The organism is Geomonas terrae (assembly GCF_004791675.1).
Classification (GTDB): domain Bacteria; phylum Desulfobacterota; class Desulfuromonadia; order Geobacterales; family Geobacteraceae; genus Geomonas; species Geomonas edaphica.
The window spans coordinates 777,061-795,974 of the sequence record NZ_SRSC01000001.1; the positions used below are offsets into that span (position 1 = coordinate 777,061).

Here is an 18,914-nt window from a genome sequence, read left to right on the forward strand (position 1 = left end):
CATGTCCTTCGAAGGCGATTTGGAACACCTTCCCCTAGTGGATGTCATCCAGCTGCTGCACCAAACCGGCAAGACCGGCACCCTCACGCTCAAAAGCAGCAAGGGGGAGAGCCAGCTTGTCTTCCGGGACGGTTTCATCGTCAGCGCCAACCACGTCAACAACAGCATCCGCATCGGCCAGGTCATGATCGACATGGGGCTTCTGAGCCGCGAGGCGCTGGAGCACGCCCTCAAGGAGCAGCAAAGGGCCGGCTCGGAGCGCAAGCCGATCATCCAGATGCTCATCGAGGAGGGAATCGTCGAGACCCAGGCCGCGTACCAGGGGCTCGAGGCACTCATCGAGATGACCATAGTCGATGTCCTCACCTGGACCAAGGGGACTTTCTGTCTCGACGTCAACGAGATCGTCGTTTCCGACGACTATCGCTACTTCCCGGAAAAGGCGAACACGCAGATCCATATGAACACGCAGAGCATCCTGATGGACGCCCTGCGCATCTACGACGAGCGTAAGCGCGACGGCACGCTGACCCCGGAGTCCATCTTCGACGCGCCACCGGTCGCCGAGTCCCAGTCCGGCTCCGGCATATCTGCCGCCGACCTCGGGCTCGAAGAGCTCGACGAGCTGGAAAGCCGCATCCCGAGGTTCTTCTCCGCCATCAAGGAGGAGACCCCCGACACCATCGCCGGCAGGCTGCAGAAGGAGCTCTCCGGGATTCCGGCACACGAGCAGCAGGAGCTTTTCGACTACCTCGAAGGGGCTTCCGCGCGTGCCGCCGAAGCGGAAGCGACGCTCGGGGTGATCCTCGTCACCTCCTCCAGGCTGATGCGTGAGTGCATCTCGGCGGTGTGCGGCCCGCGCTTTGTCTGCGCCACCGACGATCCCCTCCAGCTCGATCCCTTTATCGAACAGACCCGCTCCCGCGAGAAGTCGCCGCTGCTTCTGCTGGATGCGGGGGAGGACCGCGGCAGAAACGGCCGCGACGTCGCGGCGCTGCTGCAGCAGATCCGCGAGCGCCACCCTGCCCTCCCCGTCGTGCTCTTCGCCGCTCCAGACGATTTCCAGCTCGCCGCCTCGGCGCAGGAGTACGGCGTGACGGCGGTGCTGCCCCGCGCCTGCCGCGATGATCGCAGCGAGAGCTTCATCGCCGACCTCACCGCCGGATGTCGGGCGCTTGCGGCATGCCTTAAGCGACAGACAGGCGCCCCCACCTCTCAGATCCCGGCGCAATTTCGTGCGCAGTTCGCGGCCCTTGCCGAGCAGCGCGAGGCCGCCGAGGTCACCTTCGCGCTGTTGCAGGCCGTTTGTGGCGTCTTTCGCCGCGGCGTCACCCTGGTCGTGGTCCGCTCGGAACTCATCGCCGAGCGCGCCATGGGAATCGGCGCCGACGGCGCCGTCACCTCGGTCAAGCTGCGCCTGAACGCTCCCGAGGAGTCGCTGTACCAAAAGGCGTTAGGCGGCGAACTCTGCTACGGCGACGCGGACCAGTCGCTGCGCGACACTATCTACGCTGCCGTCGGGACGCCGATCAGCGGCAAGGCCCTGCTCCTCCCGGTGAAAAGCTTCGGGCGCGTCATCGCCATCATCTACGCCGACTTCGGCGCCGGCGCCGGAACCGACCCGCAACTGCCGCTTCTAGAGATCCTCGCACAGCACGCGGGGCTCGTTATCGACAACATCCTGTACCGCAAGCGCTGCGCCCAGAAGTAGGGAGGGCGTGCGGAGAGCACGAAAGGGGCAACCATGGATGCCAAGATCTTCGTCCAGATTCTTGAAATAGCCTTCAGCAAGAAGGTTTCCGACGTGCATTTCGAGGTGGACAACCCTCCCTTCTTCCGCGGCAAGGGGCAAATCATCCGCTCCAAGCTCCCGAACCTCACCGCCGAGGACACCGAGTTCATCGCCGCGCAGATCATGACGCACCACGGCCGCCGCTGGGAACCCGACCAGAAGGAGTTCGACACCTCCTTCTCGCTGCCGAGCGGGGCGCGCTTTCGCGTCAGCATCTTCCGGCAGCGCGGTCATTTCGGCATCATCATGAGGGTAATCCCGGCCCACATTGGGACCTTCGAAGAATTGCGCCTCCCCCCGGTATTGGGCGAGATCGCGAAGGCCCCCAACGGCCTCATCCTGGTCACCGGCCCCACCGGCAACGGCAAGTCGACCACGCTCGCCTCCATGCTGCGCTACATCAACGAGAACTTCAGCTACAACTGCATCACCATCGAGGACCCCATCGAGTTCCTCTTCCACTCCGAGAAGAGCTGCATCATCCAGCGTGAGGTCGGCATCGACACCGACAGCTTCAGCTCGGCGCTAAGGGCCGCGCTGCGCATGGACCCGGACCTGATCATGGTGGGCGAGATGCGCGACACCGACACCATCGAGTCGTGCCTCATGGCCGCCGAGACGGGCCACCTGGTCCTTTCAACGCTGCATACCCAGGGTGCAGTCTCGACCATCAACAGGATCGTGGGACACTTCCCCCCTGACGCACAGGAGATCGTGCGCCAGCGCCTGGCGGACATCCTAGTGGCAACCGTCTCCATCCGCCTCGTGATGAACAAGACCGGCGAGAACATCATCCCCGTCCTCGAGATCATGCGCGCCACCACGACCATCCAGAGCTGCATCCGCGAGGGAAGGCTCGACGAAATCGAGGCGCACATGGAGAACGGCCGCAGCCAGTACCAGATGCAGACCCTCGACCAGCACCTGATACAGCTCCACGAGCAGGAACAGATCACCATGGAGGAGGCAAAGCGCCTCTCCCATTCCATGGACCTGGAGCGGAAGCTCATGTTCACCAACTAGCCCGATCACCGTCACACAAAAGGGGGGGCGCGGATCACCCGCGCCCCCCTTTTTCATTTCCTGCCCGACGTGCACACACCCGCCAGTGTAGTTTCAAAAATTAAAAAGAGTAACTAATGTAAACTCTGCCTCGCCATCTGATCATTTTTGCAGCAGCCACGCGCAGACACCCACCAGCGTTTTGCCTCCAAATTCAGCACACTTCCCGCAGCATGCCTAATTTGTTTGCATACATGCACAAAAATGGTTCACCTCGTGCATAGAGGAGTCCACATTTAAGGCAGAAGCTGGGAGTTACCCTCTCTATGCTGATTAAAGAGTGATCAAACGCACTCATTCATGACCAAGGAGGATGTATGTCGCCACAGATTGACGAGAAAGTAGAACCGATTTTCCAAGAAGTGCTGAAGAGAAACCCGGGCGAAGTGGAGTTCCACCAAGCCGTCCGCGAAGTACTGGAGTCGCTGGGACCGGTCCTGGTGAAACACCCCGAATTCGCCGAGCGCAAGATCATCGAGAGGATCTGTGAGCCGGAGCGCCAGATCATCTTCCGGGTACCCTGGCAGGACGACGCCGGCAACGTGCATATCAACCGCGGCTTCCGCGTGGAGTTCAACAGCTCTCTCGGCCCCTTCAAGGGCGGCCTCCGTTTCCATCCCTCCGTTTACCTCGGGATCATCAAGTTCCTCGGCTTCGAGCAGATCTTCAAGAACTCCCTGACCGGCCTTCCGATCGGCGGCGGCAAGGGTGGTTCCGACTTCGATCCCAAGGGCAAATCCGACAACGAGATCATGCGTTTCTGCCAGAGCTTCATGACCGAACTGTACCGTCACTTAGGTGAGCACACCGACGTCCCGGCAGGCGACATCGGCGTGGGCGGGCGCGAGATCGGCTACATGTTCGGCCAGTACAAGCGCATCACCAACCGCTATGAGCCCGGCGTCCTGACCGGCAAGGGCCTCGACTGGGGCGGCTCGCTGGTACGCACCGAGGCGACCGGCTACGGTGCCAGCTTCTTCGTCGACGCCATGCTGAAGGTGCGCAAGGACTCTTTCGAGGGCAAGACCTGCTCGGTTTCCGGCTCCGGCAACGTCGCCATCTACACCATCGAGAAGATCCACCAGTTGGGCGGCAAGTGCGTCACCTGCTCCGACTCCAACGGCGTCATCTACCACGAGAAAGGCATCGACCTCGACCTGGTCAAGCAGCTCAAGGAAGTCGAGCGCCGTCGCATCGAGGACTACGCCAAATACCACAAGGACGCGAAATACGTCGCAAACGGCAAGATCTGGGAGATCCCCTGCCAGGTCGCCATGCCGTCCGCGACCCAGAACGAGATCAACGGCAAGGACGCCGCCACCCTGGTCAAAAACGGCTGCATCGCAGTCGGCGAAGGCGCCAACATGCCGACCACCCCGGAAGGCGTCAAGGTGTTCCTCGAGGCGGGCATCGCCTACGGCCCGGGCAAGGCTGCGAACGCTGGCGGCGTTGCCACCTCGGCACTTGAGATGCAGCAGAACGCCTGCCGCGACGCATGGACCTTCGAGTACACCGAGCAGCGTCTGGCCCAGATCATGAAGAACATCCATGACACCTGCTACCAGACCGCCGAGGAGTACGGCACCCCCGGCAACTACGTGAACGGCGCCAACATCGCCGGCTTCATCAAGGTGGCCAAGGCCATGGTTGCCCACGGACTGATCTAGTCCCGGCGCTACCTTAGCAAGAAAGCGAGAAGGCTCGGCCGCAAGGTCGGGCCTTCTTTTTGTTTGGTCTCGAGAAGTCGGCGAAGGAGCCGGCAAGGAGGGGGAGTCGGAGCGCGGAACATTAGGGGGGTGACACGGCACCGCGGAAAATGTATTATGGACCGGGTCGTGCTCCGGCCACCCCGCCGGGCACCGATCCTACCCCACGTAAGAGGAACTTGAAGATGGGTAAAGCCAGACTGCTTTATGCGGCTGCCGCCTTGACCCTGGCGCTGACAACCGACGCCTCGGCCTTCTGTTTCGAGGAAGCTGGCATCGAGTACGGCATCAACCCGCAGATCCTGCGGGCGATCGCCAAGGTCGAGTCCAACTTCAACCCCGCCGCAGTCAACTACAACACCAACGGAACCTACGATTTTGGCCTGATGCAGATAAATTCCAGCTGGGCCTCCACCATCGGCAAGCAGCGCTGGAACTCACTGGGCGACCCGTGCAACAGCGTCAAGACCGGCGCATGGATCCTTTCCATGTGCATGGAGAAGTACGGCTACACCTGGAAGGCGATCGGCTGTTACAACAGCCAGACACCGGACAAGCGTGACCGTTATTCGAAGCGGGTTTTCGATCAGTTGCAGCGCGTAAAACCGGTGAAGCAGGAGGCGGCCTACACGCCGCTCAAGGACAGCATAGAGGCGCTGGTGCGGCAGAAGGTTGACGGCTGGGTAGACGATGCGGCGCAAGGGAAGGCCGAGGAGTTCAAGGCGAAGGCGAAGGGTAGCGTTCCCGCCCCGAAAGAGGTGCTGCAGCAAAAACCGCAGCCTGCTGAGACCACCGCGAAGACGGCCCTCCCGGAGATTCCCGCCACGCAGGACAACGCGATGTCGCACGACAACATCGGCTACTATACGGAAGAAGGGGAACGCTCGGCGATCCCCATCCCTTGATCTCTTCTTATTTTGCGCCGCACCCTTTGGGCATGGCCCACTTGTACCCGGCAGGGGGCGGCGCGTTGGTGATCAGCACAAGTTTCCCCGCCGCATCGTCCTGCTGCAGCAGGAATCCTGATCCCCGCCCCCCCTCCTGTAGTTGGTGCTCACCGTAGCCCGCCGTCAACCCCACCAGCTTGAACAGCTTTTCGGCTACGACCTTGAAATCCTCTTTTCCACCCAGCATGAGCGCCCGGTACCCCGCCGTCTCCAGTATCCTGATCAGGGTGTAGTTGTACGGGTCGCTCTCGCCTATGCTGACGATGTAGCGCCCACCCTTGTACTCGAAGTAACGGTCCACCCTGATGCTGAAGGGAGTTGCTGCGCCGTCACCGGAATGGATGATCCTGTTGCGGCTCCAGTTTGCGGAAAGCGCGTTCAGTACCGAATCGACAATACTCGCAGTGTCATGCTGGTTCACCGGACAGACCCACGTGGTAGCCTGCGGGACGGCCGGGATGGCCGGGATGGCAGGCGGGGCAGGCGCCACCTTGGCCGGAGTTGCTTTAGGAGTCGGAGTCGGAGTCGGAGTCGGAGTCGGAGTCGGAGTCGGAGTCGGAGTCGGTGCCTGAGCCGGGGGCGACGCAGGTGCGGGTGTGGACACAGGAGCCGGTTTAGAAGCCGGTGCGGGAACCGGTTTAGCGGCCGGGGCCTGCGGAGCTGCGACGACAGGCTCCGGAGCACGTGGTGCCTCGGCAACAGGCTCGGGGGCCCGGGGAGCCGCCGCGGGAGCAGGTGCCGGCATCTTGGCGGACTCGACTTTCTTCTCCCTGCCCTCCTTCGCCTCCTTCGCCTCCTTCGCCTCCTTCGCCTCTTTAGCCTCTTTAGCCTCTTTAGCCTCTTTAGCCTCTTTAGCTGCCTTCGGCGCGTGCTCATGGAGCGCCGCCGCCGGGATCAGCAGAGTCTTCCCGACCTCAAGCGACTTGATGTTGCGTATGCCGTTTAACTCGACGATGGAAGGGATGAGGCGCTCCGCCTGTTCGTTGGACAGGCCGAACCGGGCTACCAGGATCTTGAAGATGTGGTCCCCCGGCCGCACCGTGTAACGAACGTACTCCCCTTGTGCCGTCTCGGGACGGGCCTTCTTCGCCACCGGGGCCGCCTTTGCGCTCGGCTCCTTCTTTACGGGAGCCTGTTTCTTGCTCTTCGGCACCTGCTTGGGTGACGGTTTGGCAGGCGCCGGCTGCTGTTGCCGCTCCAGTTCCTTCAGATCGATCTGGAATTCAGGCGAGGCCGCGTTCAGTTGGGCGGGAAGCAGAAGGAGGGCGGCAAGGAGCGCTCCCTTTTTGGCATGGATCATCGGTAGCCTCATATCAACGGTAATAGACCACCAGGGCCTTAATCTTGCTGCTGTCCTTGTGGCGGTAGATAGTGAGCGCCAGATCCCCCGGGGCGGAACACTGCTCGATGACGTACCCGTCTTTCGGGGCGCTCGACTCGACGCGGTAGCTCTCCACGGCACCGAACTGCCTCAGCACCCTCTTGAACAGGTCGTCGGAGATGACCCCGCCGGAAACCGGTATCACTTGGATGGCCCGGTACAGGTTGTTCTCCTTGAAGAGTTTGTACTCCGCTCTAAGGCCGACGTAGCGCACCCATCCCGGATTTTTCCTGCCGTACTCGGCGTCCAGCTTTGTCCCTTCCAGCATCTCCGGGAGCTTTTCGATTCCCTTTTTAGGAGCTGCCTGCGGCTGTACGGGAGCGGACGGTGCTGGGGTCACTTTTGCCGCGGGTGGCGCCACAGGCACTGGGCTTTGCACCGGTGCTGCCGTCTTCGGAGCAGTCTGCACAGCAGGGGGAGTGCTCCCTGGCTTGTAGGGCGACCCGGGCTTAGCCACAGGCTTTTCAGGAGGGGCCGACATCTTCCCCGCGAGGTAGGAAACCAAAGGCACGGCGAGAAGAAGCAGCACCGGCACGATAAAGAGGTACGGCCTGCGCCGCTTGGTCTGCTGTGCCTTGCGAAGCGCCTCAGCCACGGTCTCCCCGGCGTAATATCCCCCGCCCACCACCATCGTCTCGTCAGCGGCGGCAGCAGTTGACGGCGATTGCCGGGAAGCCGCGTCCACCACTTTCCTGCCTACCTCGACGTGGTCCTCCACCTCGAGCATGGAGGCATCTATCGGCGCGATGTCCGTCTCGGCCCGCTGCATGACCTCCTCGAATGCCGAGGCTGCCGCCTTCCCAGCGGCGAGCGGCACCTGGGGATACTCCTCTGCTACCTTCGGTTCTGACACTTCCGGTTCCGGCACTTTGGGAGTGAACGCGGCCGGCTCCCAGGCCTTCGGCTGAAACGGAACGAAGGCAGGCGTCTCGACCTCCTCCTCGTCCTGGAGGCCCGCTTCTTTACCCGCGGCTGCTGCCGTCGCATCAGGTACGGGCGCGCCCCCCTTGGTCCTCGCGGCCGTACGCTTTGCCGCCGCGGCGGTTTCCAATACCTGCGGCTCCGGGGCTTGCGGCTCCTGTGCGGGTGTATCCTCTACCGGCTGCTCCTGTCCCGGCGGCTCCGGGAGCGCAATCCCGGCCAGAAGCGCGGCTACGCTTCGTTCCAGGAAGGCGTCGGTCATGGAGAGGTCAAGTGAGGTCCTCCCCTGCCTTTTGGCCTGGGCGGCGTCCTCGCTGTCACCGGCCAAAAGCACGAGTTTCCCGCCGGAGGGGAGCATCTTGTCGAGATGACGCAGCAGGATATCGCCGGAGAAACCGGAGATGCGGCTCTGCACGAAGGTGAATTCCGGGGAAGAGGCGGTAAGTTCGAGCTCTCCCAGGGGGAGGGTCGAGGCGGTCTGCAACTGCAGGGAACCCTGCTCCGCCATGGACTGGAAGATACGTTGCACCCTTTCGGTGTCTGCAATGAGTAGGACGCGCGTCACTATTTCCCCTTGGTTTTTAACGGCACATTCTAGGGGAGGTAAAACGAATAATCAACAGCATTCATTTATGTGAGGGCTTTACAAGATGGCCCCAGCGCGATTGGTTGCGCTGTCCGGCGGTAATGTGTTACATTTCCGCCGGGTCGGCAGCGTCGCCCCCCGGGAGTCCCAATGCACCCTGTCGTAAAAATACTGTCCATGCTGCTGCTTGCGTTTATGCTGACAGGCTGCAGCACGACCTATGTCCCTATCAGTTGGGGGCAGGGGGACCTGGCGAAGAAAATCTCCCACGAGGACCCGTTTCTTTGTCTTCTCTTCGACCGTTACGACCCGCAGCGCAGCACCCTGAGTGTTTCCGGTGCCTCCTTCGACGAGGTCATGATGCCGAGCGAGGTGAAGTACCATCTCGGCGCCTACCGGCGCGACTCGAAGGTTATCTACCGCAACCTCTACCAGGAGTACACCCGTGACCAGCTCTGTTCCCTCATGCTGCACGAGTTCTCACACCACATCTGGTATTACGGCATGAAACAGGAGCAGCGCGACGCCTGGCGGGCGCACATGGTGGCACACCCCACCGCGCTGCAGGAGATCGTGCGCAGCACGTACCGGCCCGGCTCCGACTTCGACACCGAGGACTTCGCCTTCACCGTAGAGCACGCCCGTCCCGTGGACCTGGACGAGCTGGCGGCGCTTAAGATCATCACCCCCGACGACCGGGACGCCCTCATGGCGCTCAGGTTCCCCGGGAAGGCCGCAGCGGCCACCGGCAAAGCGACCCGCAGCTCAGGCACGGATCACCCGACACAACTGCAAGCAAAGGAACATCTCGAGCGCCATGAAGATAATTGACCGACTGGACCGGAAGTTCGGCCGCTACGCCATCCCGAATCTCACCATCTACCTCATCGCGGGGCAATCCTTCTTCTACCTCATGTACATGACGGGGAAGCTGGACCGGATGGCAACTTACTTCTCCGCCGACCTCTTCATGTCGGGTGAATGGTGGCGCATCTTCACCATCCCGTTCGACCCGCCCAACTCCAGCATCATCTTCACCCTGATCGCCTGGTATTTCTTCTACATGCTCAGCTCCACGCTTGAGGAGCACTGGGGCGCCTTCCGGTACAACATCTACCTCCTGCTGGGGTGTCTGATCACCTTCCTGGCGTCCTTTTTGATACCGTCGTACCCGGTGAGCAACGCCTTCCTGGCAGGCTCGGTCTTCCTCGCCTTTGCCACGCTCTTCCCGGAGTTCCAGATACTGCTCTTCTTCATCATCCCGGTGCGCATCAAGTGGCTCGCACTTCTCACCTGGCTGGGCTACGCCTACCAGCTCGTCTTCGGGGGGTGGCCCGCCCGGGTCATGGTGCTTGCCGCCACGGCCAACTACCTGATCTTTTTCGCGCACGACATCTACCTGAACCTGCGCCACGGCAAGAGGCAGATCGCTAAGAAGGTGCGCTTCGCCCCGCGCGAAGAGGTGCTGGTGCACCGTTGCACCACCTGCGGCATCACTGAGAAGACGCACCCTGACATGGACTTCCGCTACTGCCCCAAGTGCAACGGGCAATACGGCTACTGCAGGGATCACATCTTCAGCCACGAACACAAGAAATAGGCGCCCACGGGAGGCGCACAGGAGAAACGAGCATGCTTGAAAAGCTGAGCGGCATACAGGGAAAGTTGAACAACCTGGGCGACGAGGTCTACCAGACCTGGAGCTATGAGCAGCGCCACGATGAGATCGGGAAACTGGTGCAGGGGTACCGAAACGGGCTGCCGGTGCAGATCCTGTGTCAGCTCTCCGCCTCCATCGCGGGCGGCACCGTCGAGGCCGCCGAGCACCTTGGCATCCTCATCTCCCGCCGGGAACGCAAGGCGATCGTCAATCGCGAGGCGGGAAGCGACAAGGCACTGCGCGCCCTGCTGGAGGCGACCCTGCTGCCGACGCGGCAGTAATCCCGGAGTCCAGGCCTCGTGCGGAGAAGCGGCGCACACACACCGCTGGGGGTGACATGGAACGACTGACCTTGATAGGGATGCCGGGCTCCGGCAAGAGCGCCATCGGCCGTACCGTCGCCGCGCGGCTCGGCTGGGAGTTCATCGACACCGATCATTGCATCGAGCAGCGCTTTGGAAAAAAACTGCAGGCGGTGGTCGACGAGCTCAATGCCGAGGAGTTCCGCCGGGTCGAGGAGGAGACCGTGCTGGCGCTTTCCCCTGACGGTCACGCCGTCATCTCCACCGGGGGAAGCGTGGTCTATTCTGAGCCCGCCATGCATCACCTTGCCTCAATCTCCACTATCGTCTTCCTCGCCCTCCCAGTTCAAAAACTGTATGAACGCATAGCAAGTGAAGCACCGCGCGGCATCGTCGGGATGAGTGAAGGCGGTCTGGATGAGCTGTACGAACGGCGCTTCGCACTGTATCAGAAGCATGCTCACCACGTCATACTGCTGAACGACGAGACACTCGAAGAGGCCGCAACCAGGGTACTGTCCCAGTGCCGTCTCGCATCACACCACTGACAGCAACCACCGCGTTGACTTTGCCGGTGCCGTGCCCTAATATCTATACCCATGTCTGAGACAGCCAGCACAAGAACATCTTCCCGGTTCAGTCTGTCCAACCTGACCCTGATCCAGAAGATAACGGCAGGCTACGCAGCCATGGCGCTCTTCACCGCCGCGGCCCTGGTCTTCTCTTCCTACAACATCTACCGCAGCACCAACATCTCCCGGGATATCGCCAACAACGAGCTACCCGTCATCGGCACCCTCATCGAGTTGCGCTCCTCGTTACTGGCACAGGAAAGTTTCGCCGGGAAGTACATCATCCTCAGGGACCCCGCGTTCATAGATCTCTTTCACCAGCGGCAGGCCGAGGCACAGGCAAGCCTCACCATGCTGGAGCGGACCCCCCCCACCTCCGACCTCAAAGAGCTGAAGCGGCTCTATCTCGAATACCAGAAGGCATCGGAAAAACTCTTCTCCGGGCACTCGGCGAGCAACGGAGCGCTACGCACCCCGGCACTCAGGGTACTGAACGCCATCGACACGAGCTACCTGAAACGCAGGGACAAGCTGAAGGTGGTTCTCGCGCGCGCCGACGAACAGCAGAAGCGGACCGTCTGGTGGACCATCGCCATCTCCTGCACCGGCTTTCTCCTCGCCATCGGCGTCGCCCCGGTGGTCACCTACCGCACCTTCGGGGCGATCAGGGAGCTGCAAAGCGCCACGCACCGGATCGCCGCCGGCGACTTCGACTACCGCCCCGAGGTCCCCTACGGCGACGAGATCAGCGACCTCGCCCGCGACTTCACAAAAATGGCGGCGCGGCTCAAGGTCCTCGAACAGATGAGCCTCGACGCAAGCCCGCTCACCCGGCTCCCCGGGAACATAGCGATAGAGCGTGTGCTCGAGGAGCGCCTGCAAAGCGGCGCGCCTTTCGCCTTCTGCTACGCCGACCTCGACAACTTCAAGCCGTACGGCGACCACTACGGCTACGCCAAGGGGAGCGAACTGCTCCGCCTGACCGGCGATCTGATCCAGGCCGCGGTGAAAGAAAACGGGGGGAGCGAGGGATTCGTCGGGCACGTGGGGGGAGACGACTTCGTCATGGTGATCCCGGTGGACCTGGTAACGCCGGTCTGCGAGGAAGTGATCCGCAGCTTCAATGCCGAGGTGGCCAAACACTACTCCCCCGAAGACCTGAGGGCCGGCGGTATCGAAGGGAGCGACCGCTACGGCGTACATCGCTTCTTCCCCGTGATGACCATCTCAATCGCGGTGATAGTCTGCGGCAGGGACCAGTTCGCCTCCGCCGTCGAGATCGCGAGGGCCGCAGCCAAGGTGAAGGACCGCGCCAAGGGGAAGACTGGGAGCACCTACCTGATCGGGACCCCGGAAAGTGAGAAGGCATGAGAAAGACGCTGCTACTCATCCTGATCCTCCTATTCTGCGGAGGGTGCGCCGGCACCCGGACCGGGGAGGCGAACCTTTTCGACCGCTACAGCGGATCCCGCCAGCTCGCACGGGCGACGACGCTGCTCCAGGAAGGAGACGCTACCGGTGCCGCCGGACTTCTGACCGCGGTTTGCAACGCACCCGGCGTGGCGGGAGTGACCGACGAGGCACTCTTCCGCCTGGCCCTTCTGACCATGAAAACCAAGGCCGACCGTCCCGCATCGGCGCAGGCGCAGCGCCTCTTGCGGCGGCTGAAGAAGGAGTATCCGGCGAGCCAATGGACCTTGCTGGCAGCTCCGGTGACCGACCTGGTGAACCTGGCCGAAGAACAGAAACGACAAAACCGCGCCCTGCGCACCAACAACCAAGCACTGAACCGTGAGATCGAGGAGCTGAGCCAGCGCATCGAGCAGTTGAAACACCTGGACCAGGAACTGGAGAAGAAGTCCCGCTAGCGCGGTACGGTGCGACGTGTAAAAAAAGAGGCGGCCCAATGGGCCGCCTCTTTTTTCTTGCAGGTCAGGGGAGTTCCAGCGGCGGCTCATCCAGCGCCGCCAGCTGCTCGCGCAACTGGAGCAGATGCTCGCCCCAGTAGCGCACCGTGTTGAACCAGGGGAAGGCGACTGGGAAAGCTGGATCGTCCCAGCGCCGGGCAAGCCACGCGCTGTAATGCATCATGCGCAACGCCCGCAGGGGCTCGATGAGGCGCAGCTCGGCCGGGTTGAAGTCGTAAAACTCGCGGTACCCCTTGACGAGCTGGGCAAGCTGTGCCAGCTGGCGCGGCCGGTCTCCCGAGAGCATCATCCAGAGGTCCTGGACCGCCGGCGCCATGCGCGCGTCGTCGAAGTCGACGAAATGGGGGGCGTCGTCGCGCCAGAGGATGTTCCCGGCGTGGCAGTCGCCGTGAGCCCGGACGCAGGCGAGCTGTGGTACCGAGGCGAAGGCGTCGTCGATCCCCTGCAAAAGCTGCCGGGTCACCGCCTGATAGCTCTCGCGGTATTCGTCCGGGATGAAACGCTCGGCGATGAAGGCCGCGCTGTCGTAGCCGAAGTCGCCGCTTGTGAGCGCGGGGCGGTGTTCGAAGGGGCGCACCGCCCCGATACTGTGGATCCGGCCCAACATGCGGCCGAGGATCAGGAGGTTCGCGTCGTTGTCGAACTCGGGGGCGTGCCCCCCCTGGCGCGGGTAGAGCGCGAAGCGGAACCCATTGTAGTGGAAAAGGCTCGCGCCGGCCTGGTTCAGCCAGGGGGCCACCACGGAGAGCTCGTGCCCGGCGAGTTCGAGGGTGAAGCGGTGCTCCTCGATGATCTGGTCGTCGCTCCAGCGCCCGGGCCGGTAGAACTTGGCGATGAGCGGCTTTTCTTCCTCTATCCCCACCTGGTAGACGCGGTTTTCGTAGCTGTTGAGGGCCGAGGTGCGGCAGTCGCAGCGAAACCCCTGGCTCTCCACGGCGTCCATGATGAAGTTCGGGGTCAGGGTATGGAACGGGTGCTGCGCGTCATGCATAGGACTCTCCTGCGTGATTTTGACCGATGCACAATAGCATCAATTGCTGCGGGAACCAAGAGATGAGTCGAGCAAGCTGAAGGGCATAAAAAAGCCTGCAACGTCCGTCACGCTGCAGGCTGTGTAACCGTTTTCTCGGTCCTGTCAGAAGAGCGCCTTGGTGATCATGTCGGCAGGGGCCTGCAGCGGCCCGAGTGGATTAACCTGGTCCGTCATCTGGTCGATCTTCGGTTCGCCGCTGGAAAGCTTGTACGCCACATGATGGTTCACGAACACGATGAGCGCCTTGAAACGCCAGCCGGTCTCGTGGGTCTTGCGCTTGAAGTTCAAGATATCGAGCCAGAAGTTGCCGACCCGCTTGCTGTAGTTGCGTTTGGGCTCGAAGACGTAGGCGCGGCAATCCTCGCGCGCCCTCAGGCATGCCTGCAGCCCCGGGTCGATGTCCTTGGCCGGCAGCCCTTGCAGCATGGCGGCGATGTCCAGGTAGTTGAGGACCCTGATGTTGGGGGAAGACTTGATGTCGAACCCCATCTTTTGCAGGTCCTCCACGGTGGTCTTCCCGACGGCGATGCTGTCAAAGGAGGCCTTCGCCGCTTCGTACTCCTGCCACGGCGACTCGGTGATCGCCTTCGTTCTGGGGAGTAGATTGGAGCAGCCGACCTGTGTCAGCAGCAACAGGAAAAACATGATCTTGATAAGCGATGCGTTGCACATGAGAAGCTCCTTCCGTACACCGCCTGACAAACAATGAGCAGATTATAACGTATTTTCTCGTTAAATCGTCTGGGCTATCCCTTCTTTTTCCGGGCCTTCAGACCGCAGTACGGGCACCGCTTCCGCGGTACTCCCCTGTTGCAGGAGCCGCACCAGAAAGCCTCGGGCTCCTCTTCCCGGCAGGCGGCGCACCCTTTCCTTTCCTCAGGAGTGTGGCTGCATTTTTCTCCGCCCGTCATGGTCTCTCCTCCCCGTCCCCGTCGGCTAGGGGAGCATCTTCGCGAGGTACTGCCCAGTGTAGGAGCGCTCGACACGCGCCACCTGCTCCGGGGTACCGACCGCGATGATCTCTCCGCCGCGGTCCCCGCCTTCCGGCCCGAGGTCGATGATCCAGTCCGCCGTCTTGATGACGTCCAGGTTGTGCTCGATCACCACGATGGTGTTCCCCGCCTCAACGAGCTTGTGCAGCACCTCCAAAAGCTTCGCGATATCGGCGAAATGAAGGCCCGTGGTCGGCTCGTCCAGGATGTAGATAGTGCGCCCGGTGGCGCGCTTTGAGAGTTCCTTGGCGAGCTTCACGCGCTGCGCCTCGCCGCCGGAGAGGGTCGTGGCCGACTGGCCAAGCTTTATGTAGCCAAGCCCTACCTCTTCCAGGGTCTGCAGCTTCGTCCTGATGCGCGGGATGTGCTCCAGGAAAACGAGGGCCTGCGAGACCGTCATGTCCAGAACCTCGGCGATGGAGTGCCCCTTGAAGCGCACCTCGAGGGTTTCACGGTTGTAACGGGCCCCTTTGCAGACCTCGCACTCCACATACACGTCGGGGAGAAAGTGCATCTCTATCTTTATGATGCCGTCCCCCGAGCAGGCCTCGCAGCGCCCCCCCTTCACGTTGAAGGAGTAGCGCCCCGGCTTGTATCCGCGCACCTTCGATTCCGGCAGTTGCGCGAAGATCTCCCGGATCTCGGTGAAGAGCCCGGTGTAGGTCGCCGGGTTCGAGCGCGGCGTCCGCCCGATGGGGGACTGGTCGATGTTGATGACCTTGTCGAGCACCTCGGTGCCGCGGATCGCCCGCACCGCCCCCGCCTTCTCGCGGCTCTTGTAGAGGCGCTGATTCAGCATCTTGTACAGGGTGTCGATGATGAGCGACGACTTCCCCGAACCCGAGACGCCTGTGATGCAGGTCATCACCCCGAGCGGCACGTCGACGCTCACGTTCTTCAGGTTGTTCTCCGCCGCCCCCTCGATATGCAGGAAGCGGTTCCCTTTCCTGCGCTTTTTAGGTATCGGGATGGTGAGCGCGCCGGAGAGGTAGCGGCCGGTAAGGGAGTGCGGATTCGCCATGATCCCGGCCGGAGTCCCCTCGGCCACGACCTCGCCGCCGTGCACCCCTGCCCCCGGCCCCATGTCGATGACCCAGTCCGCCTCGGTGATGGTCTCCTCGTCGTGCTCAACGACGAGCACCGTGTTGCCGATGTCGCGCAGGTGCCGAAGCGTCGAGAGCAGGCGCCCGTTGTCGCGCTGGTGCAGCCCGATGGAGGGCTCGTCGAGGATATAGAGGACACCTACGAGCGAGGAGCCGATCTGGGTCGCGAGCCTGATCCTCTGTCCCTCACCCCCTGAAAGTGTCCCGGAGGAGCGGTCCAGGGAGAGGTAGTCGAGCCCTACGTTGACCAGGAAGTGCAGGCGCTCCCGGATCTCCTTCAGGATCCGGCGCGCGATGTCCTCCTCCTTGTCGGTGAGGGAAAGCGCTGCGAAGAAGGCGAGGGAGTCCTTGATGGAGAGCGCGGTCACCTGCCGGATGTTTCTTTCCCCCACCGTCACGTGGAGCGCCTCCTTTTTAAGGCGCGCCCCCTCGCAGGTCGGGCACGGCATCACCCCCATGTACTTCTCGAGTTCCTCGCGCACCTGCTCCGATTCGCTCTCGCGATGGCGCCGCTCCAGGTTGTTCAGCACCCCTTCGAAGGCCTTCTTGTAGTTGTGCTTCTTCCCGGTCTCGTCGATCCACCAGAACTCGACCTGCTCTCCTTGCGACCCGTTCAGGATCACGTCCTTCGCCTTCTTCGAGAGGCTCTTGAAGGGCGCGTGCATGTCGAAGCCGTAGGCCTTGGCGAGTGCGGCAAGCGTCTGCTGGTACCACCCGGAGAAGCGCTTCTCCCAGGGGGCGATGGCGCCGTCGGCTAGCGAGAGCTCTGGCTCCGGGACGACCAGCTCCGCGTCGAGGTACATGCGCGTGCCAAGACCGGTGCAGTCCGGGCAGGCGCCGTAGGGGTTGTTGAAGGAGAACATGCGGGGGGTCATCTCGGGATAGGAGATGCCACACTCGATGCAGGCCGCCGACTCGGAGAAGAGGTGGGTCTCGGCCTTCACCCCGCGGCTTTCATCCTCGGAGAGCGCCACCTTCACGATCCCCTCAGCATGGGAGAGTGCGGTCTCCAGGGAATCCGCGAGGCGCTTCTCGAAGCCCGGCTTCACCACCAGGCGGTCCACCACGATGTCGATGTCGTGCTTTTTCTTCTTGTCGAGGGTGATCTCCTCGGCGAGGTCGTGGGTCTCGCCGTCGACGACGATCCTTACGAAGCCGTCCTTTCTAAGCTGCGCCAGTTCCTTTTTGTACTCTCCCTTCCTGCCGCGCACGATCGGGGAGAGCAGGGTCAGCTTCGCCCCCTGGGGGAGCGCCGCGATCTGGTCCACCATCTGCGACACCGTCTGCGACGTGATGAGCCGGCCGCAGTTGTAGCAGTGCGGCTTGCCGATGCGGGCGAAGAGCAGGCGGAGGTAATCATAAATTTCGGTGACGGTTCCCACCGTCGACCGGGGGTTCTTACTGGTAGTCTTCTGTTCAATGGAGATGGCCGGGGAGAGACCCTCGATCGATTCGACGTCCGGTTTCTCCATCTGCTCCAGGAACTGGCGGGCGTAGGCGGAAAGGGACTCGACGTAGCGCCGCTGCCCTTCCGCGTAGATAGTGTCGAAGGCGAGCGTCGATTTCCCCGAGCCGGATATGCCGGTGATGACCACGAGCTGGTCGCGCGGGATTTCGACGTCGATGCATTTGAGGTTGTGCTCGCAGGCACCTTTTACGATGATCTTGTTCGTTGCCATGATGCTCCCGATGAAAATTATCTGCGTGGCGCGCCGGGCGCGCGACTGTTAAATATAGCACACCGCCCCGCTTATTGTCGGGACGGCACCTCCATTATAATGAGAATATCGTCCATACCACAAGGTAAACACCTTTCAGTTTTTTCGCACCCCTGCCGATAAGGGAACAAGCACATCCCCGGGACCGATCCGGGGAGTCGGAACACGTTACGGAGGCGCTTATGAACCGCCCTTTTGCAGCGCATATCGCACGCATCACCCTCGCCGCCTGGCTGGCCGCGACCTATCCCGTACTTGCACTGGGGGCCGACGCCCCTGCGCCGGCTCCCGCCAAGGAAGCACCCGCCAAAGATAATGCGGCCAAGGACAACGCCGAGGCACAGACCCTAAAGGCGGCCGAGGCGAAGCTGGCCGCCCTCGCTAAAGAAGTGGAGTCGGGGAAGTCCGCGGCCCAGGTCAGCAAAAAGAAAGGTGGCAAAAAGCAGGTCAAGGGAAAGAAAAAAAAGGTAGCGAAGGGTAAGAGAAGCGCGAAGGGCAAGGGGGGGAGCGCGGCGGTCAAGGCGAAGGTCACGGACCGGCGCATGACCCAGCCCGAGGTGCAGAGGATCCTCTCCTCCACGCGCGACTTCTCCGGTGCCGACCTAAGCGGCCTGAACCTGGTGGGTTACGACCTGGCGGGCGCCAAATTCAACCGCACCAACCTGCAGTCCGCGAACCTGGAGCGGGCGAACCTCGCGGAGACCGACCTCGAGCTCGCCGACCTGACCGGCGCCAACCTGCGCGGCGCCTCGCTGAACCAGGCGCGCCTCAGGGGAACCCGAATGGCGGGTGCCAAGCTGGAGGGGGCACTTTGGACCGATAAGACCATCTGCCGTTCCGGCTCGGTCGGCACCTGCATCGAATAGCGGCGCAGGCGATGCGCACAAAAAAAAGCCCCCGGAAAATCCGGGGGCTTTTTGTCGTTTAAAGGTAACTTTAAACCCTGACTACATTGGCCGCCTGGAGACCTTTCGGTCCCTGCTGCACGTCGAAAGTTACGGAATCGCCTTCTGCCAGGGACTTGAAGCCGTCGGACTGGATGGCGGAGAAGTGTACGAACACATCCTCGCCGTTATCCTGCTCGATGAAACCAAAACCCTTGCTGTCATTGAACCACTTAACTACACCTTTAGCCATTACGACTTCTCCTGTTACTACTCTTTCGTGATAAGCGGGACCATCCCCGGCACTGATAAAGAGTTTATTCACGG

17 protein-coding genes are annotated in these 18,914 nt (G+C 62.1%); 11 read left to right on the forward strand and 6 right to left on the reverse strand.

Annotated features, from left to right (window positions below; translation table 11 throughout):
• Nucleotide 1 precedes the first annotated feature (1 nt).
• The 4 genes from E4633_RS03200 to E4633_RS03215 all read left to right on the forward strand — a co-directional run bounded on the left by E4633_RS03200 (nucleotide 2) and on the right by E4633_RS03215 (nucleotide 5,465).
• A complete protein-coding gene (locus E4633_RS03200; protein WP_135868813.1) occupies nucleotides 2–1,711 on the forward strand; it encodes a response regulator in 1,710 nt (569 codons plus the stop codon).
• Nucleotides 1,712–1,744: 33 nt separating this feature from the next.
• Nucleotides 1,745–2,815, forward strand: coding sequence for a type IV pilus twitching motility protein PilT (locus E4633_RS03205; RefSeq protein WP_135868814.1), 1,071 nt, complete (start codon nucleotides 1,745–1,747; stop codon nucleotides 2,813–2,815).
• 356 nt (nucleotides 2,816–3,171) lie between these two features.
• Entirely contained in the window at nucleotides 3,172–4,521 is a 1,350-nt protein-coding gene (gene gdhA / locus E4633_RS03210) for an NADP-specific glutamate dehydrogenase (RefSeq protein ID WP_135868815.1), read from the forward strand.
• 224 nt (nucleotides 4,522–4,745) lie between these two features.
• Nucleotides 4,746–5,465, forward strand: coding sequence for a lytic transglycosylase domain-containing protein (locus tag E4633_RS03215; protein WP_135868816.1), 720 nt, complete (start codon nucleotides 4,746–4,748; stop codon nucleotides 5,463–5,465).
• A gap of 7 nt (nucleotides 5,466–5,472) precedes the next feature.
• On the opposite strand, the gene E4633_RS03220 is transcribed toward E4633_RS03215, so the two are convergent.
• Both E4633_RS03220 and E4633_RS03225 read right to left on the reverse strand, forming a co-directional pair.
• Nucleotides 5,473–6,807, reverse strand: a complete 1,335-nt coding sequence (locus tag E4633_RS03220) for a LysM peptidoglycan-binding domain-containing protein (RefSeq protein WP_135868817.1) — start codon at nucleotides 6,805–6,807, stop codon at nucleotides 5,473–5,475.
• Nucleotides 6,808–6,820: 13 nt separating this feature from the next.
• Nucleotides 6,821–8,374 carry a hypothetical protein gene (locus tag E4633_RS03225; protein ID WP_135868818.1) on the reverse strand — a complete coding sequence of 518 codons (1,554 nt, stop codon included), beginning with the start codon at nucleotides 8,372–8,374 and terminating at the stop codon, nucleotides 6,821–6,823.
• Between the two features lie 171 nt (nucleotides 8,375–8,545).
• On the opposite strand from E4633_RS03225, the gene E4633_RS03230 reads away from it, so the two are divergent.
• The 6 genes from E4633_RS03230 to E4633_RS03255 are packed head-to-tail and all read left to right on the forward strand — an operon-like array spanning nucleotide 8,546 to nucleotide 12,797.
• Nucleotides 8,546–9,226, forward strand: coding sequence for a hypothetical protein (locus E4633_RS03230; protein WP_135868819.1), 681 nt, complete (start codon nucleotides 8,546–8,548; stop codon nucleotides 9,224–9,226).
• Nucleotides 9,213–9,995, forward strand: coding sequence for a rhomboid family protein (locus E4633_RS03235; RefSeq protein ID WP_135868820.1), 783 nt, complete (start codon nucleotides 9,213–9,215; stop codon nucleotides 9,993–9,995). The genes E4633_RS03230 and E4633_RS03235 overlap by 14 nt, the downstream gene beginning before the upstream one ends.
• 32 nt (nucleotides 9,996–10,027) lie before the next feature.
• Nucleotides 10,028–10,336, forward strand: coding sequence for a hypothetical protein (locus E4633_RS03240; protein ID WP_135868821.1), 309 nt, complete (start codon nucleotides 10,028–10,030; stop codon nucleotides 10,334–10,336).
• A 56-nt stretch (nucleotides 10,337–10,392) separates the two neighbouring features.
• Entirely contained in the window at nucleotides 10,393–10,905 is a 513-nt protein-coding gene (locus E4633_RS03245) for a shikimate kinase (RefSeq protein ID WP_135868822.1), read from the forward strand.
• 51 nt (nucleotides 10,906–10,956) lie between these two features.
• Nucleotides 10,957–12,300: a GGDEF domain-containing protein gene (locus E4633_RS03250; RefSeq protein ID WP_135868823.1), complete on the forward strand. Its 1,344-nt coding sequence runs from the start codon at nucleotides 10,957–10,959 to the stop codon at nucleotides 12,298–12,300.
• Nucleotides 12,297–12,797, forward strand: coding sequence for a PCI domain-containing protein (locus E4633_RS03255; RefSeq protein WP_135868824.1), 501 nt, complete (start codon nucleotides 12,297–12,299; stop codon nucleotides 12,795–12,797). The genes E4633_RS03250 and E4633_RS03255 overlap by 4 nt, the downstream gene beginning before the upstream one ends.
• 64 nt (nucleotides 12,798–12,861) lie before the next feature.
• On the opposite strand, the gene E4633_RS03260 is transcribed toward E4633_RS03255, so the two are convergent.
• From E4633_RS03260 to uvrA, 3 genes are all read right to left on the reverse strand, one after another.
• Complete coding sequence (locus E4633_RS03260; RefSeq protein WP_135868825.1) at nucleotides 12,862–13,848, reverse strand: serine/threonine protein kinase; 987 nt, start codon at nucleotides 13,846–13,848, stop codon at nucleotides 12,862–12,864.
• A 144-nt stretch (nucleotides 13,849–13,992) separates the two neighbouring features.
• Nucleotides 13,993–14,562 carry a hypothetical protein gene (locus E4633_RS03265; protein WP_135868826.1) on the reverse strand — a complete coding sequence of 190 codons (570 nt, stop codon included), beginning with the start codon at nucleotides 14,560–14,562 and terminating at the stop codon, nucleotides 13,993–13,995.
• A gap of 264 nt (nucleotides 14,563–14,826) precedes the next feature.
• The gene (gene uvrA / locus E4633_RS03270) at nucleotides 14,827–17,664 is read right to left on the reverse strand and encodes an excinuclease ABC subunit UvrA (protein ID WP_135868827.1); all 2,838 of its coding nucleotides are present in this window, start codon (nucleotides 17,662–17,664) and stop codon (nucleotides 14,827–14,829) included.
• Nucleotides 17,665–17,885: 221 nt separating this feature from the next.
• On the opposite strand from uvrA, the gene E4633_RS03275 reads away from it, so the two are divergent.
• Nucleotides 17,886–18,569: a pentapeptide repeat-containing protein gene (locus tag E4633_RS03275; protein ID WP_135868828.1), complete on the forward strand. Its 684-nt coding sequence runs from the start codon at nucleotides 17,886–17,888 to the stop codon at nucleotides 18,567–18,569.
• Between the two features lie 70 nt (nucleotides 18,570–18,639).
• Here E4633_RS03275 and E4633_RS03280 read toward each other — a convergent pair whose 3' ends face one another.
• Nucleotides 18,640–18,840 (reverse strand): cold-shock protein, encoded by a 201-nt coding sequence (locus E4633_RS03280; protein ID WP_135868829.1) that lies wholly within the window; start codon nucleotides 18,838–18,840, stop codon nucleotides 18,640–18,642.
• Between the last annotated feature and the right edge of the window lie 74 nt (nucleotides 18,841–18,914).